This is a genomic window from Trinickia sp. LjRoot230 (assembly GCF_964253315.1).
Classification (GTDB): Bacteria; Pseudomonadota; Gammaproteobacteria; order Burkholderiales; family Burkholderiaceae; genus Trinickia.
This window is the reverse complement of record NZ_CAXUQX020000002.1, coordinates 215475-233007: the sequence shown is the minus strand read 5'-3', so window position 1 is coordinate 233007 and position 17533 is coordinate 215475. Positions and strand designations below refer to the sequence as shown.

Annotated in this window: 6 protein-coding genes (1 of these 6 running past the window's edge); all 6 read right to left on the bottom strand. The window is 62.6% G+C overall.

Annotation, left to right across the window (positions count from 1 at the left end):
• Nucleotides 1–116: 116 nt before the first annotated feature.
• On the bottom strand, nucleotides 117–1025 hold the full coding sequence (locus ACSQ20_RS20200) for a cupin-like domain-containing protein (protein ID WP_436023571.1): 909 nt from the start codon (nucleotides 1023–1025) through the stop codon (nucleotides 117–119).
• 122 nt (nucleotides 1026–1147) lie between these two features.
• On the bottom strand, nucleotides 1148–3058 hold the full coding sequence (gene cysN / locus ACSQ20_RS20195) for a sulfate adenylyltransferase subunit CysN (RefSeq protein ID WP_436023569.1): 1911 nt from the start codon (nucleotides 3056–3058) through the stop codon (nucleotides 1148–1150).
• Nucleotides 3058–3978, bottom strand: coding sequence for a sulfate adenylyltransferase subunit CysD (gene cysD, locus ACSQ20_RS20190; protein ID WP_436023567.1), 921 nt, complete (start codon nucleotides 3976–3978; stop codon nucleotides 3058–3060). The genes cysN and cysD overlap by 1 nt, the downstream gene beginning before the upstream one ends.
• A 27-nt stretch (nucleotides 3979–4005) precedes the next feature.
• The gene (locus tag ACSQ20_RS20185; RefSeq protein WP_436023565.1) at nucleotides 4006–5661 is read right to left on the bottom strand and encodes a cyclic peptide export ABC transporter; all 1656 of its coding nucleotides are present in this window, start codon (nucleotides 5659–5661) and stop codon (nucleotides 4006–4008) included.
• Nucleotides 5662–5731: 70 nt separating this feature from the next.
• The gene (locus tag ACSQ20_RS20180) at nucleotides 5732–6787 is read right to left on the bottom strand and encodes a sulfotransferase domain-containing protein (RefSeq protein ID WP_436023563.1); all 1056 of its coding nucleotides are present in this window, start codon (nucleotides 6785–6787) and stop codon (nucleotides 5732–5734) included.
• Between the two features lie 73 nt (nucleotides 6788–6860).
• Nucleotides 6861–17533, bottom strand: the final stretch of a protein-coding gene (locus ACSQ20_RS20175; protein ID WP_436023561.1) for a non-ribosomal peptide synthase/polyketide synthase. The gene runs 26740 nt beyond the window's last position; only the last 10673 of its 37413 coding nucleotides appear in the window; its start codon lies beyond the right edge, outside the window; its stop codon occupies nucleotides 6861–6863.

The following is a 17533-nucleotide window of genomic DNA, read 5'->3' as shown; positions in this document are numbered from 1 at the left end:
TTCACACTCCTCTTTATTTAAGATCGACTGCGCACTCACATCCAACCCGGCGGCAGGAGTCCTGTGGCACCTATGCCATTTACCCGGAACACTTAACAACACACCCTGGCCAATCGTCACCAATTCTCGCGCGCTATAAGTCGGCTTAGTGAACTGATCGTTATGGGCATTCCTATCCGAATATACGCAAGTAGTTTTGCCTGTTTCTGCATGACAGCTTTCAAAGCCGGTTCATTCCAGTCACCTAGTCGCTTTAGCGGCGTGCGGAAGCAATGTGCGAGCGTAATGCCGAAATTTGCATCGGCAGTGTCAATGCCGTGCCACCAAAATGGTGGAAGGTATAAGACATCGCCAGCATTAAGTATTCCTTCATATTTTACGATTTGGTTCTCATTCGGGAAAAAATGCGTTCTACAACTAAGGTGATGAAAGTTAGCCTCGATAGGTTTGGAGTAAAGGCCCCAGTTTTCACTGTTAAGTCTGAACAATGACACACGCTTCGATCCGACGATCTGTGTGGTTAATGTTTCGTCGGTAAGGTGGTAGTGCCATTCGGTTGATGCATTTTTGTATATGAAAAGCCTCCTGCGCGGATAGACACGCGGACGCAGATCGCGGTGTTGATCCAAAAAAGAATAATCGCCGAGATCGTTTGGCCAGTTCCTCGGGACCGGTATTGATGGAATTGAGTATGTCTCATCGTCCCGTGCAATTTGCATCTGTTTTAAGCATGCGGATAGTTTTTGACGTCGAAAGGCCATCTGGCGATAGGGTTCAATCGGAATTGGATTGAACGTTTGTGACATCGGCACTTCCATGTCAGAAAATTCATCCAGGTAGCCCGGGATTCCCCATTTTGCCACCGCCGGCCATTTTTCTACGGCACCCTTGATCAGGACGGGTTTATGTTTACGTACGAATTCGTCCCAAAATTCCTCTTTGTTCAATGATTCTGCTTCCAGCATTGGCAACTCACGGACCGCCCCTGGCACGAGGTCAATAACCTTAACAATTTTCTCAATCATGATGCACTCTCTTTTATGATTTACGCAATTTCATTCGCGCAGATAGATGCATTACTAAATATGTTAATAAAAAGAGCCGCCAAGCATTCTCGCAACCGCCCGTGCTTTGTCATCCCCTTTCGTCAAACGCTCCCGAAAAGCCCAATCGCGGTCAGTTGCTCGAGAATCTGCTCGACTGCACCGTCGGTGTCGACCATGGTCGTATCGATACGGAGATCGGGCGCATCGGGCACTTCGTAAGGTGAATCGATTCCCGTGAAGTTCTTCAGCTCGCCAAGCCTCGCCTTTTTGTAAAGTCCCTTCGGGTCGCGCGCTTCGGCCACGCTCAACGGCACGTCGACGAAGACCTCGACAAACTCGCCCGGATTCATCAATTCGCGCGCCATCTGCCGCTCCGCGCGAAACGGCGAGATGAATGCCGTGATGACTATGAGCCCCGCGTCGACCATCAATTTCGATACCTCGGCGATGCGCCTGATATTCTCCACGCGATCCTCCGCGGTGAAGGCCAGATCTTTGTTCAAGCCATGCCTCACGTTATCGCCGTCGAGCAGGTAAGTTCGCTTGCCCATCGCGTTTAAACGCATTTCGAGGCGGTTGGCAATCGTCGATTTGCCCGCGCCCGACAATCCAGTCAACCAGATGACCGCACTGCGGTGCCCGTTGAGCAGGCAGCGCGCACGCTTGTCCACCGCGTGCGCTTGCCAATAAATGCTGCTCGTCCGTTGCAGACCCGCGCGCAACATGCCGGCTCCGACCGTGTCGTTGGTGATGCGGTCGATCAGGATGAAGCCCCCCGTATCGCGATTGCGCTCGTAAGAGTCGAAGGCGATCGCGCGGTCGAGTTGCAACTCGACCACGCCAATTTCGTTGAGCGCCAGGGTCTCGCTTGCCAGGTGGCCAAACGTGCCGATATCAATCTTGTATTTGAGCGGCAGCACCGTGGCCGCCACCGTAGCCGCGCCGATCTTCAAAGTGTAGCTGCGTCCGCGCAGCATAGGCTGCTCATGCATCCAGACCAGCGTGGCCTCGAACTGCTCTGCGCATTGCGCGGGCGACTCCGGCAAGACGATCAGATCGCCGCGGGAGACGTCGATCTCGTCCGCCAGTGTCAGCGTGACCGACTGATGAGCGACCGCCTGTGCGAGGTCACCGTCGGCCGTAACGATACGCGTCACCGTGCTCTCGCGCCCCGACGGCAGTACGCGTATGCGCTGGCCGCGTGCGAGCACCCCCGAGGATACCGTCCCCGCGAATCCGCGGAACTCCGCATGCGGCCGGTTGACCCATTGCACCGGCATGCGCAACGGCTGCGTCTGCAGATACGTTTCGTCAATCGACGCTTCGTCGAGGCACTCCAGAAGCGTGGGGCCGCCATACCAAGTCGTTCTCGCACTCTTTCGAACGATGTTGTCACCGCAAACAGCGGAAACGGGGATGAGCGTCACCTCGCGCACACCGATGCGCTCGGCAAGCGCTCGGTACTCACGCGAGATTACGTCGAATGCGTCCCGCGAATAGTCGACGAGATCCATCTTGTTGACGGCAACCACGACGTGCCGGACTCCGATTAGCGAAATCAGATAACTATGCCGCCGCGTCTGCCGCAACAAGCCCTTGCGCGCGTCTATCAGGATCACAGCAAGATCGGCCGTCGACGCTCCCGTGACCATGTTGCGCGTGTACTGCTCGTGTCCTGGCGTATCCGCAACGATGTATTTGCGCCGTTCGGTGGCGAAGAAGCGATAAGCGACATCGATCGTGATGCCCTGCTCCCGCTCGGCACAAAGGCCGTCGAGCAAAAGCGCGTAGTCGAGCTCTTCTCCGCGCGTGCCGAATCTCTTCGAATCGAGCTCGAGCGCAGCCAGTTGGTCGGCGAAGAGCGCCTTCGTGTCGAACAGCAGCCGGCCGATCAGCGTGCTCTTGCCATCGTCGACGCTGCCGCACGTCATGAAGCGCAGCAACGTTTTGTTGGCATGCCGCGCGACGCAATCGTCGAGTTGCGCTGGCTCCGTTTCGTGTCCACGTTCCATCAGAAGTAACCCTCCTGCTTTTTCATCTCCATCGAAGCGGCGCCATCGCGATCAATCATGCGGCCTTGGCGCTCCGACATCGTGCCGGCCAGCGTTTCGCGAATGATTTGCGGTACCGTGGCGGCATCCGATTCGATCGCGCCCGTGAGCGGATAACAGCCGAGTGTCCGAAAACGCACCATCTTTCGTACCGCCCGCTCGCCCAGTGCGAGCCGCATCCGCTCATCGTCGACCATCACCAACGTTCCATTGCGCACTACCACCGGCCGCAACCCCGCGAAGTAAAGTGGCACCACCGGAATGTTTTCGCGATGGATGTATTGCCAGACATCGAGCTCGGTCCAGTTCGAGATCGGGAAAACGCGCAGGGATTCGCCGTTACGCATTTTGCCGTTGTAGAGCCGCCAGAGTTCGGGCTGCTGATTCTTCGGATCCCAGCGATGCGCCGCCGTCCGACGAGAGAAGATGCGCTCCTTGGCCCTCGACTTTTCCTCGTCCCGGCGCGCACCGCCGAACACCGCGTCGAATCCGTGGCGTTCGAGCGCCTGGCGGAGCCCCTGTGTCTTCCACATATCCGTATGCACTTGTGAGCCGTGATCGAACGGATTGATGCCAAGCGCCTCGGCTTCGGGGTTTCGATGCACGAGCAACTCGACTTCCGGCTCGCGCGCGACACGATCGCGCATCGTATACATGTCGCGAAACTTCCAGGTAGTGTCTACATGAAGCAGCGGAAACGGTAACGGGGCCGGGTAGAACGCCTTTCGTGCGAGATGAAGCATGCATGCGCTGTCCTTACCGATCGAATAGAGCATGACAGGACGCTGCGCTTCGGCCATTACTTCGCGCATGATGTGAATGCTTTCGGCTTCGAGCCGTTGCAAGTGCGAAAGAAGTGCGGGAGTCGTGGTGGTCGGCATCGGGGGCTCTCATGCGAACGGTTGGTGTCACGTGGTTTCTTCGACGATGCACCCGGTGCTCAACGACAGAACCCGGTCGGCAGCGTCGAAGTACCTGTCGTCGTGGGAAATGACGACCACCGCTTTACCCCTTCGCTTGAGATCGGGAAGCACTTCACGGTAGAACATGCGCCGGAACACCGGATCCTGATCCGCCGCCCATTCGTCGAAAACCAAAATAGGCCGGTCCTCCAGATAGGTGCGAATCAGCGCAAGGCGCTTGCGCTCGCCTGTCGACAAATCGGTTGTCGAGAAGTACCCGTTTTCGAGCCGAACTTTCCCGGCAAGCTCGAATCGCTGCAGATAGACGTTCGCGTCGCACTCGAGCGCCGCATCCACCCTGAAGCTCTCGAAGAGGTAGTAGTCCGAAAATACCACCGAAAAAAGCTGGCGATAGTCGTCGATCATTTGGGATCCGACGGGCCGGCCGTTCAACGAGATGTCACCTCCACTCGGACGATAAAGGCCGAGCAGAATCTTGATGAGCGTGGTCTTGCCACAACCATTCTTGCCCGTGACGAATAGCACTTCGCCGCGGCGAACGTGCACATCGACCGGACCAAGCGAGAAAGCCGACTTGCCGGACGAGTCGCGAAACGCGTATGTCACGTCTTTCAATTGAACCGATTCGAAATCGAGACCCAATTCGGTCTTTTCGTGCATCAACGGAATATCGAGTAGTCCAACGCTGAATTCCGACATCAACGAAACAATCCGCTTCATCGCGATGTGCGCTTGTGCGACGATCGGAAGGGCGCTGACCAATTGCGAGACCGGTGTTCTGATGAAAAACAGGACGATGACAGCTGCCGCCATGACCGCCTTATCCATTCCATGGGCCAAACCGTAAGCAATCAATCCGCCGATGACGAAAAAAAATATCGCTACACCAAGCGCATCGACGAGCCAGGATTGGCGCATTGCCGCGATCCGACGTTCTGCTATCGAATCGACGGACCCGCACAACAAGTCCCGGTAGACGACCTCGCGCAGTCCGCGGTTCATCCGCAATTCTTTTGCTCCGTCGGTGATGGCCTTATAGCTGTTTTGCAAGTCGTCCTGTGCCGCGCGTATTTGCATGTAATCCTTCCTCCGAAGGCTATGTGCGCACCCGCTCATGACTATGCCCCCGGCAACCGCCGAGGCGGCAAAGCCCGCGGCGACTGGCGACAGAACAAGCAGGTACGCAAACCCGCCGATCATCAGAGCAAGGGCCTCGACGTATGAAGGAAAGAACAAAGCAAATGCGCTGATCGAATCTATGTCGTTGTTCAGCACCGCCATGATTCGTGGTGCGCGAAGTTGCTCGAGTGCGCCGATCGGCATTCTCAGCACACGCGCGGCGATATCCTTGCGAAGCAGCGCGATCACCTTTTGACTGACGCTCGTATTGACGACACCCGCGATGGCCTGCCCCGTGACGCTCAAGATCGAAAGCGCGATGAAGCTCGTGAAAATGGACGCTGGCGCGCCCGCGCCAGCATGAAGGGAGCGATTGATCATCGCGATAATAAACGTGGTGGCCAGCCCCCCGCCAATTCCCGCCACAGCCCCGCAGCAAATCAAAGGCCAAAATCTTCGCGTCAACCTCAACGCTTCTGAAGTCGATGATCGATCGCTTGTCGAAGCTTGGTGGGCAGTCATTACCTTTTCTCGCTGGGGTGGTTTGCGTGGCCCGAGCCCGGGCACCGTTACGCGGTTCGTCGTCGCTTGGCTATTTGTCCCATCCAAAGTCGCGACCCAGATATTCGAAGAGCCGCTCGTTATGTGGCCTGAAAAATTCACTCAGGCGCTTACGCGTCGTCCCGTCGAGCGTCGATGCTCCGCTGGCGTTCTTTTCCGAAACTTGGAGCGGCTCGCAATCGGGAAGTCCCAGGAACGCGTAGACTTCCTTCGCGATGCGGAGCGGCTCGGCAAAAAACTCCTCCGCGCAGACGATGTGGATCTGTTCGTCGTTTAGTTGCTCGCGAAGCACGCGGATAAAGGGAAGATAAATGCTGTTCAGCAAGTAGCCGTTGCCGTTGCCGGTCATGGTGCGTAGCCCGCCTCCGCCGCTGGCGAGGCTCATGAATTCGATGTCAACCATCTGCTTGAAGTCCGGAAAGTATTTCCAGAGTGCGTCCTTGTTCCATTGCGCCGTCAGCAACTGGTCCCACTGCCAGTGTGAAAGCACTCTGTCGATGGGATTCCTGAGAATCAGCACGATCTTGCAGGCGGGATTGATCGCCCTCATCAGATACGGCATCGTCAGGTCCGGCACGATCGGTGTGCAGTATCCGGTAGCGGCGGCTCCCAAACGTGAGCGAGCGGCATCCATCTCCTTCTTGCGCGGAAAAGAGGCCATGCAAAAGCGCTTCGTCGGAAGACGAAGGTGCGGCTCCTTTGCGATCGGCAGAACGACGCACGGATGCTGAAAAATATATTGACTCAGCGCCGATGTGCCTGAACGCACCGCTCCAATTGAAGCAAAGTCCGGAACAACGCGGTCTGACGCCAAGCTTCTGAGCAGCATGCGCCACATCGGTGTTTGCACGAAGTAATAGGACTGAAACTGATGCATCAGGATGGAACGAATCTTCCCGTGCAGGGGCAGGTCGCCGCGGATCGCTTCATGAAATCGGGTAATCGGCTTGGCTAGCATTTCCAGCCGCCTCGCGCTCGGCACCAGTTTTCCGGCGGCCGAGGCGCTTTGTTTGTCTTCGACTAACTGCGGGGCATTCAATGATGTCATTTTCTCTACCTTCGATCGTTTCTCGCGGTTGCCTGCCATCGTGCTTTCGTGTCGCAGCACGTTGTCCGGGATGTCTCACGTTCTCCATGCGGCGAGCAGTCGCCTGCCTGCATCATTTGCCGAAATCGCTGGCGATTGCCACGTCTTGACCTTCGCCCTCCTGCAGTGAGTGTGTCCACCATTCGGTAAGCCGTGTCACTTGCGGACTCTGCAAGATGGTCATATGGTTGCCTGGCGCATGCCATACCCGCAGAGACGGCGCCCATGAACGCCATCTCGCTTCGACGCGCACAAGATCTGACGACTCGCCTGGGGCGTCGCTCGAGACGTTGGTTGCAAGAACGAGCCTCGTTTGTCCCGCGAATGGCCGCGTGGGTGCGTAGGTCGTTCTCAGTGCTGTGCCAAATACACGCAACGGCCCACGTATCGCATTCACACCCGCCGCACGCGGAAGCAGACCGGCAGCGACGACTGCCTCGTGGAGAGTCGAAAGAAGCTGATCCGGCCGAAGCAGCTCCAGACACTCGCGCGATATGCCCAGCGATCGCCCAGCGGACAACTCACATGCGCGGACGTATTCCATTGCGATATCCGTTGCCGAGTATTCTTTCCCAATGATTCCCGCGCCATCGGGCGGTTCGCTATCGAGCAGCGTCAGCGAAGCGATCGCTCTTGCGCGCTCGCTCAGCTGAATCGCGATATCGAAGGCGATCCATCCACCGAACGAGTGCCCGATGAGATGAATCGGTCCGTGCGGATACATATCTTCGATCAGCTGGATGTAAGCTGAAGCTGCAGCTTCGATCGTGGTATGCGGCAACTGGCGCCCATCGAGGCCTCGCGCCTGCAGGCCATGAATCGGCCATTGCGACGGCATTGCGGAAGCCAGGTGAGCGAACGTCACGGCACTGTTTCCGGCACCCGGGATGCAGAATACGGGCGCGACATCCCTGTGACCGCTTTGTATGAGTACATGCGCAACGTAATCGTCCTCGTTGCGTTTCGGCAAATCGCGTGAGTCGATCGCGCGCGTGAGCGCATCGCCAAGCGCACCCACGTTGTGCTGTTCCATCATCGTCAGATGGGTGCCGGGAACATCAATGCGGCGAATCAGGTCGCGCGGGACGACTGCATCCCACCCGAGGGCCGGCGTGAGTCTTCGCTCCGTGTCGCCTTGTGCTCTCGCCTCGTCTTCAGCAACGAACAGATGCACGGGTATCGACACGGGTTGTGACGCATAAGCGGACGCGGCGTGATCGTATGCGGAGCGGCGCATCGAATCGAGCTCGAAGTCCCGTCGAGAGCGGATCTCTTGCGGCAAAATTTCGTACCTTGCGCAAACGTCGATCAAATCGTCGAGATCCAGTTGATCGAACTGGCGGTGGATCCGATCGAGTTCCGTGTGCCGAGCGTCATTTTCCGAAAACAGCTCACGGTGCCTGCTCGCATGATCCTCCAGCAGGCGACGAAGACGCGCCTGTGGTGAAAGTTGGAGGGGAGGCTGACTCAAAATGTTCGGACAACGCGTGTCCAATAAGCCGAGAAATTCAACTGTTTCATCTTGTCCGATCAGTTGAACGGCTGTTTCGTAGGCGAGCAATCCGCCAAAGGACCAGCCCGCCAAACGATACGGGCCGTGCGGTTGCACGCGTCGGATGAGTCGCACCAGCCTTGCCGCCATGGATTCGATGGTGGCTAGCTGAGGCTCTTCTACAGGGACGCCGGATAGGCCCCAGATGGGTATGTGATTGCCAATGCGTGCGCCGAGAACCGAAAAGTAGGTTGCATAACCGCTGTATTCGTGCATCAGGAATAGCGGGGTTCCAGTCCCTCCAGTGCGAACGGGAACAATGCCACTCTTGAGAGATTCAGGGAGCGCATGCGCCGTGCTCAATGCCAGCTGCGCCAATGTCGGCGCTGCAAACACCGCCCTCACGTCCGTGTGCAGCCCGGCGCGGCGCATGCGCTCGATCAGGCTGACCGCCAGCAGCGAATGTCCACCCAACTCGAAGAAGTTGTCGTCTCGACCCACCCGCGCCACGCCCAGCAGCGCCGTCCACAGCTTGGCCAGTTCAATCTCCACCGGCCCTTGCGGCTCGACGTGCTCCCGGCGCGCATAGGCCTCGTCATGCGGCGCCGGCAGCGCTCGGCGATCCAGCTTGCCGTTGGCCGTCAGCGGCAGTGCCTCCAGCGCCACGTACGCCGCCGGCACCATGTACTCCGGCAGTTGCTGCCGGATGTAGGACTGCAACGCTTGAACGTCCAGTTCTTCTCGTGCCGTCGCTTGTGCTGCATCCCGCGTGTAGTACGCCACCAGCCGCTTGCCGCCCGCGCCGTCCTCGCGCGCCAGCACCACCGCTTCGCGGATGCTCGGGTACTGCTGCAAGCACGCCTCGATCTCCCCCAACTCGATCCGATAGCCACGCAGCTTCACCTGCTGGTCGTTGCGCCCCAGGTACTCGATCGTGCCGTCCGCACGCCAACGCCCCACGTCCCCCGTGCGGTACATCCGCGCGCCCGCTTGCTCACTGAACCGATCCGCCACGAACCGCTCGCCGCTCAACTCCGCCCGCTTCAAATACCCCCGCGCTACCTGCACCCCGCCAATGTGCAGCTCGCCTGCCACCCCCACCGGCACCGGCTCGCCTCGCTCATCCAGAATGTAGATCTGCGTGTTCGCGATCGGCGCACCGATCGGCACCGTGCTGCCGTCCCACCCGCTGGGCGCCGTCCACGCTGTCACGTCCACCGTCGCCTCGGTCGGCCCGTACAGGTTGTGCACCTGCACCCACGGCATCTGCGCCTGCACCCGCTTGAGCAACCCCGCAGGCAAGGCCTCGCCGCTGCAGATCACCCGACGCACACTGCGACACCGCTGCGCCTGTCCGGACTCCAGGAACGCACTGAGCATCGACGGCACGAAGTGCAGCGTGCTCACCTGCTCACGATCAATCACCTCTCCCAGATACCCCGGGTCCTGATGTCCGCCCGCGCGCGCCAGCACCAGCGTCGCACCCTGCTGCAGCGTCCAAAACAACTCCCACACCGACACGTCGAAGCTCACCGGCGTCTTGTGCAGCACCTTCTCCTGCACTTGCAGCCCGTACGCCTGCTGCATCCACTGCAAGCGGTTATCGACCGACCGGTGCTCGACCATCACCCCCTTGGGCTGGCCCGTCGAGCCCGAGGTGTAAATCACGTACGCCAGGTGATGCGGTTGTACCTGGACATCGCTCAGCGCCTCGCCATGCTCGTGCGCCCACCGCCACGCCTCGGTCTGCACGTTCACCACCGGCACCGTGACCGCCTCGAGCAGCTCGCCCCACCTCTGGCTCACCGACTCGTCCGTGAGTACCACTACCGGCTCGCTATCGGCCAACATGTACCGCAGCCGCTCCTCCGGATACCCAGGATCGAGCGGCACATACGCCCCGCCCGCCTTCAGGATCCCCAGCAGCCCCACCACCATCTGTGGACCGCGCTCCATCCACAGCGCCACCCGTTCTTCCGGTTTCACCCCGAGCTTGCGCAGATGCCGCGCCAGCCGGTTCGAGTGCGCCTCCAGCTGCGCGTAGCTCAGCGTGTGCTCCTCATAGACCACCGCCACCGCCTGCGGCGTGCGCGCGGCCTGCGCCTCGATCAGCTCATGAATGCAACGCGCCGGCCCGTACGCTTGTCCTGTCTCGTTCCACCCATGCACCACCTGCTCGCGCTGCGCCTCATCCAGTACCTCCAGCGTGTGCACCGCCCGCTGCGGCGCCTCCTCCAGCGCCCGTACCACCTCCTCCAGTGCGCGCTCCATCATCGCGCACACACGCCCCGCATCGGCCGGCGCGCTCACCTGCGCGGTCAGCTCAAACCCCTCTCCTAGATCGTCCACCGACAGCCCGAACGGGTAATTCGTGCGCTCCTCGCTGGGCACCACCTCCAACCCTTCCCACGCCCTCGCGTCTAGCGCTTCATCCACCACGCTGTGACGGTAGTTCAGCAGCGCACTGAACAGCGGCATCGGTTGCGCCACCGCGCTGCAGCGCTGCGCCAGCGCCAGCGGCGCATGCTCGTGACGCAGCAGCTGCGTGAGCTGCTCGTGCGTCTCGCGCACCGCCTGCCTCACCCCTCGCCCATCCACGCTCACCCTCAACGGCAGCGTGTTGATGAACAGCCCCAGCACCCGATCCGAGCCCTCCCCACCCTGCAGCCGACCAAACAACACCGTGCCGAATACCACCTCCGCGCTCGCGCTCACCCGCGAGAGCAGCGCCGCCCACGCCAGGTGATGCACGCTCGCCGCACTCACCCCAAGCGCGCGCGCCTGCGCTCTCAAGCGCACACTCAAGCCCGCGCTCACGCTCAGCCTCGCCTCTTCGATCGCTTGCCCATCTCCCTGCACATCGCTCAGCCCGTACGGCAGCGTCGGCTCGCTCACCGCCCCCAACATCTCCCGGAAGTACGCCTCGTGCTCCTGCTCGCTCACGCCCCCCCGCGCCTGCGCCACGAAGTTCCTAAACGGCAGCGCCCTCGGCAGCTTCGCCTGCTCGCCCAGCAAGTGCGCCCCCACCTCCTGACGCACCACCTCCAGCGCCGTGTGGTCCATCATCAAGTGGTGAAACAGCAGCAACAGCACCCACCCTGGCCCATCCTCCCGCTGCGCGACGAACGCTCTCATCAGCGGCGCGCATCTCACGTCCAGCCGATAGCGCCTCGGATCGAAGCGCTCGCGCAACTGCTGCTCCACCTGCCCAGCGGCTGCCTCCAGCTCCACCTCCTGCACCTGCAGCGGCGCTCGACGCCACACCACCTGCACCGGCTGCGACAAGCCCTCCCACATCACCGCCGTGCGCAACACGTCGTGACGCTCGATCACCGCCTCCAGCGCCCTCACCCAACCCGCCAAGCGCTCCCGGCTGTCAAAGCGCATCAGCGCGGGCATCACATACGCATCGCCTTGCTGCTCCATCAGGTGATGAAACAAGATCCCCTCTTGCAGCGGGGCCAGCCCATAAATGTCCTGTACGTTGCCCACCCCGCCCGGCACCGTCTGTACGATCCGATCGATCTCCTGCTGACTCAGCTTGACCAGCGGCACCATCTGCGGCGTGATGTGCTCGCTCTCGAGCGTGATCAGGTTGGCCGGCACCTCCACCTCCTGGCTGCGCCCGTCTACGCTGCGCGCCAGCTGCGACAATGTCGGCGCTGCAAACACCGCCCTCACGTCTGTGTGCAGCCCGGCGCGGCGCATGCGCTCGATCAGGCTGACCGCCAGCAGCGAATGTCCACCCAACTCGAAGAAGTTGTCCTCCCGGCCCACCCGCGCCACGCCCAGCAGCGCCGTCCACAGCTTGGCCAGTTCAATCTCCACCGGCCCTTGCGGCTCGACGTGCTCCCGGCGCGCATAGGCCTCGTCATGCGGCGCCGGCAGCGCTCGGCGATCCAGCTTGCCGTTGGCCGTCAGCGGCAGTGCCTCCAGCGCCACGTACGCCGCCGGCACCATGTACTCCGGCAGTTGCTGCCGGATGTAGGACTGCAACGCTTGAACGTCCAGTTCTTCTCGTGCCGTCGCTTGTGCTGCATCCCGCGTGTAGTACGCCACCAGCCGCTTGCCGCCCGCGCCGTCCTCGCGCGCCAGCACCACCGCTTCGCGGATGCTCGGGTACTGCTGCAAGCACGCCTCGATCTCCCCCAACTCGATCCGATAGCCACGCAGCTTCACCTGCTGGTCGTTGCGCCCCAGGTACTCGATCGTGCCGTCCGCACGCCAACGCCCCACGTCCCCCGTGCGGTACATCCGCGCGCCCGCTTGCTCACTGAACCGATCCGCCACGAACCGCTCGCCGCTCAACTCCGCCCGCTTCAAATACCCCCGCGCTACCTGCACCCCGCCAATGTGCAGCTCGCCTGCCACCCCCACCGGCACCGGCTCGCCTCGCTCATCCAGAATGTAGATCTGCGTGTTCGCGATCGGCGCACCGATCGGCACCGTGCTGCCGTCCCACCCGCTGGGCGCCGTCCACGCTGTCACGTCCACCGTCGCCTCGGTCGGCCCGTACAGGTTGTGCACCTGCACCCACGGCATCTGCGCCTGCACCCGCTTGAGCAACCCCGCAGGCAAGGCCTCGCCGCTGCAGATCACCCGACGCACACTGCGACACCGCTGCGCCTGTCCGGACTCCAGGAACGCACTGAGCATCGACGGCACGAAGTGCAGCGTGCTCACCTGCTCACGATCAATCACCTCTCCCAGATACCCCGGGTCCTGATGTCCGCCCGCGCGCGCCAGCACCAGCGTCGCACCCTGCTGCAGCGTCCAAAACAACTCCCACACCGACACGTCGAAGCTCACCGGCGTCTTGTGCAGCACCTTCTCCTGCACTTGCAGCCCGTACGCCTGCTGCATCCACTGCAAGCGGTTATCGACCGACCGGTGCTCGACCATCACCCCCTTGGGCTGGCCCGTCGAGCCCGAGGTGTAAATCACGTACGCCAGGTGATGCGGTTGTACCTGGACATCGCTCAGCGCCTCGCCATGCTCGTGCGCCCACCGCCACGCCTCGGTCTGCACGTTCACCACCGGCACCGTGACCGCCTCGAGCAGCTCGCCCCACCTCTGGCTCACCGACTCGTCCGTGAGTACCACTACCGGCTCGCTATCGGCCAACATGTACCGCAGCCGCTCCTCCGGATACCCAGGATCGAGCGGCACATACGCCCCGCCCGCCTTCAGGATCCCCAGCAGCCCCACCACCATCTGTGGACCGCGCTCCATCCACAGCGCCACCCGTTCTTCCGGTTTCACCCCGAGCTTGCGCAGATGCCGCGCCAGCCGGTTCGAGTGCGCCTCCAGCTGCGCGTAGCTCAGCGTGTGCTCCTCATAGACCACCGCCACCGCCTGCGGCGTGCGCGCGGCCTGCGCCTCGATCAGCTCATGAATGCAACGCGCCGGCCCGTACGCTTGTCCCGTCTCGTTCCACCCATGCACCACCTGCTCGCGCTGCGCCTCATCCAGTACCTCCAGCGTGTGCACCGCCCGCTGCGGCGCCTCCTCCAGCGCCCGTACCACCTCCTCCAGTGCGCGCTCCATCATCGCGCACACACGCCCCGCATCGGCCGGCGCGCTCACCTGCGCGGTCAGCTCAAACCCCTCTCCTAGATCGTCCACCGACAGCCCGAACGGGTAATTCGTGCGCTCCTCGCTCGGCACCACCTCCAACCCTTCCCACGCCCTCGCGTCGAGCGCCTCATCCACCACGCTGTGACGATAGTTCAGCAGCGCACTGAACAGCGGCATCGGTTGCGCCACCGCGCTGCAGCGCTGCGCCAGCGCCAGCGGCGCATGCTCGTGACGCAGCAGCTGCGTGAGCTGCTCGTGCGTCTCGCGCACCGCCTGCCTCACCCCTCGCCCATCCACGCTCACCCTCAACGGCAGCGTGTTGATGAACAGCCCCAGCACCCGATCCGAGCCCTCCCCACCCTGCAGCCGACCAAACAACACCGTGCCGAATACCACCTCCGCGCTCGCGCTCACCCGCGAGAGCAGCGCCGCCCACGCCAGGTGATGCACGCTCGCCGCACTCACCCCAAGCGCGCGCGCCTGCGCTCTCAAGCGCACACTCAAGCCCGCGCTCACGCTCAGCCTCGCCTCTTCGATCGCTTGCCCATCTCCCTGCACATCGCTCAGCCCGTACGGCAGCGTCGGCTCGCTCACCGCCCCCAACATCTCCCGGAAGTACGCCTCGTGCTCCTGCTCGCTCACGCCCCCCCGCGCCTGCGCCACGAAGTTCCTAAACGGCAGCGCCCTCGGCAGCTTCGCCTGCTCGCCCAGCAAGTGCGCCCCCACCTCCTGACGCACCACCTCCAGCGCCGTGTGGTCCATCATCAAGTGGTGAAACAGCAGCAACAGCACCCACCCTGGCCCATCCTCCCGCTGCGCGACGAACGCTCTCATCAGCGGCGCGCATCTCACGTCCAGCCGATAGCGCCTCGGATCGAAGCGCTCGCGCAACTGCTGCTCCACCTGCCCAGCGGCTGCCTCCAGCTCCACCTCCTGCACCTGCAGCGGCGCTCGACGCCACACCACCTGCACCGGCTGCGACAAGCCCTCCCACATCACCGCCGTGCGCAACACGTCGTGACGCTCGATCACCGCCTCCAGCGCCCTCACCCAACCCGCCAAGCGCTCCCGGCTGTCAAAGCGCATCAGCGCGGGCATCACATACGCATCGCCTTGCTGCTCCATCAGGTGATGAAACAAGATCCCCTCTTGCAGCGGGGCCAGCCCATAAATGTCCTGTACGTTGCCCACCCCGCCCGGCACCGTCTGTACGATCCGATCGATCTCCTGCTGACTCAGCTTGACCAGCGGCACCATCTGCGGCGTGATGTGCTCGCTCTCGAGCGTGATCAGGTTGGCCGGCACCTCCACCTCCTGGCTGCGCCCGTCTACGCTGCGCGCCAGCTGCGACAATGTCGGCGCTGCAAACACCGCCCTCACGTCCGTGTGCAGCCCGGCGCGGCGCATGCGCTCGATCAGGCTGACCGCCAGCAGCGAATGTCCACCCAACTCGAAGAAGTTGTCCTCCCGGCCCACCCGCGCCACGCCCAGCAACTCCGTCCACAGCTTGGCCAGTTCAATCTCCACCGGCCCTTGCGGCTCGACGTGCTCCCGGCGCGCATAGGCCTCGTCATGCGGCGCCGGCAGCGCTCGGCGATCCAGCTTGCCGTTGGCCGTCAACGGCAGTGCCTCCAGCGCCACGTACGCCGCCGGCACCATGTACTCCGGCAAGCGCTCGCGCACGTGCGATTGCAGCGACTGGACCTCGTCCTCTTGGTCTTGGTGCTCGGTGCCTTGTCCTTCGCTCCGCGTGTAGTACGCCACCAGCCGCTTGCCGCCCGCGCCGTCCTCGCGCGCCAGCACCACCGCTTCGCGGATGCTCGGGTACTGCTGCAAGCACGCCTCGATCTCCCCCAACTCGATCCGATAGCCACGCAGCTTCACCTGCTGGTCGTTGCGCCCCAGGTACTCGATCGTGCCGTCCGCACGCCAACGCCCCACGTCCCCCGTGCGGTACATCCGCGCGCCCGCTTGCTCACTGAACCGATCCGCCACGAACCGCTCGCCGCTCAACTCCGCCCGCTTCAAATACCCCCGCGCTACCTGCACCCCGCCAATGTGCAGCTCGCCTGCCACCCCCACCGGCACCGGCTCGCCTCGCTCATCCAGAATGTAGATCTGCGTGTTCGCGATCGGCGCACCGATCGGCACCGTGCTGCCGTCCCACCCGCTGGGCGCCGTCCACGCTGTCACGTCCACCGTCGCCTCGGTCGGCCCGTACAGGTTGTGCACCTGCACCCACGGCATCTGCGCCTGCACCCGCTTGAGCAACCCCGCAGGCAAGGCCTCGCCGCTGCAGATCACCCGACGCACACTGCGACACCGCTGCGCCTGTCCGGACTCCAGGAACGCACTGAGCATCGACGGCACGAAGTGCAGCGTGCTCACCTGCTCACGATCAATCACCTCTCCCAGATACCCCGGGTCCTGATGTCCGCCCGCGCGCGCCAGCACCAGCGTCGCACCCTGCTGCAGCGTCCAAAACAACTCCCACACCGACACGTCGAAGCTCACCGGCGTCTTGTGCAGCACCTTCTCCTGCACTTGCAGCCCGTACGCCTGCTGCATCCACTGCAAGCGGTTATCGACCGACCGGTGCTCGACCATCACCCCCTTGGGCTGGCCCGTCGAGCCCGAGGTGTAAATCACGTACGCCAGGTGATGCGGTTGTACCTGGACATCGCTCAGCGCCTCGCCATGCTCGTGCGCCCACCGCCACGCCTCGGTCTGCACGTTCACCACCGGCACCGTGACCGCCTCGAGCAGCTCGCCCCACCTCTGGCTCACCGACTCGTCCGTGAGTACCACTACCGGCTCGCTATCGGCCAACATGTACCGCAGCCGCTCCTCCGGATACCCAGGATCGAGCGGCACATACGCCCCGCCCGCCTTCAGGATCCCCAGCAGCCCCACCACCATCTGTGGACCGCGCTCCATCCACAGCGCCACCCGTTCTTCCGGTTTCACCCCGAGCTTGCGCAGATGCCGCGCCAGCCGGTTCGAGTGCGCCTCCAGCTGCGCGTAGCTCAGCGTGTGCTCCTCATAGACCACCGCCACCGCCTGCGGCGTGCGCGCGGCCTGCGCCTCGATCAGCTCATGAATGCAACGCGCCGGCCCGTACGCTTGTCCCGTCTCGTTCCACCCATGCACCACCTGCTCGCGCTGCGCCTCATCCAGTACCTCCAGCGTGTGCACCGCCCGCTGCGGCGCCTCCTCCAGCGCCCGTACCACCTCCTCCAGTGCGCGCTCCATCATCGCGCACACACGCCCCGCATCGGCCGGCGCGCTCACCTGCGCGGTCAGCTCAAACCCCTCTCCTAGATCGTCCACCGACAGCCCGAACGGGTAATTCGTGCGCTCCTCGCTCGGCACCACCTCCAACCCTTCCCACGCCCTCGCGTCGAGCGCCTCATCCACCGCGCTGTGACGATAGTTCAGCAGCGCACTGAACAGCGGCATCGGTTGCGCCACCGCGCTGCAGCGCTGCGCCAGCGCCAGCGGCGCATGCTCGTGACGCAGCAGCTGCGTGAGCTGCTCGTGCGTCTCGCGCACCGCCTGCCTCACCCCTCGCCCATCCACGCTCACCCTCAACGGCAGCGTGTTGATGAACAGCCCCAGCACCCGATCCGAGCCCTCCCCACCCTGCAGCCGACCAAACAACACCGTGCCGAATACCA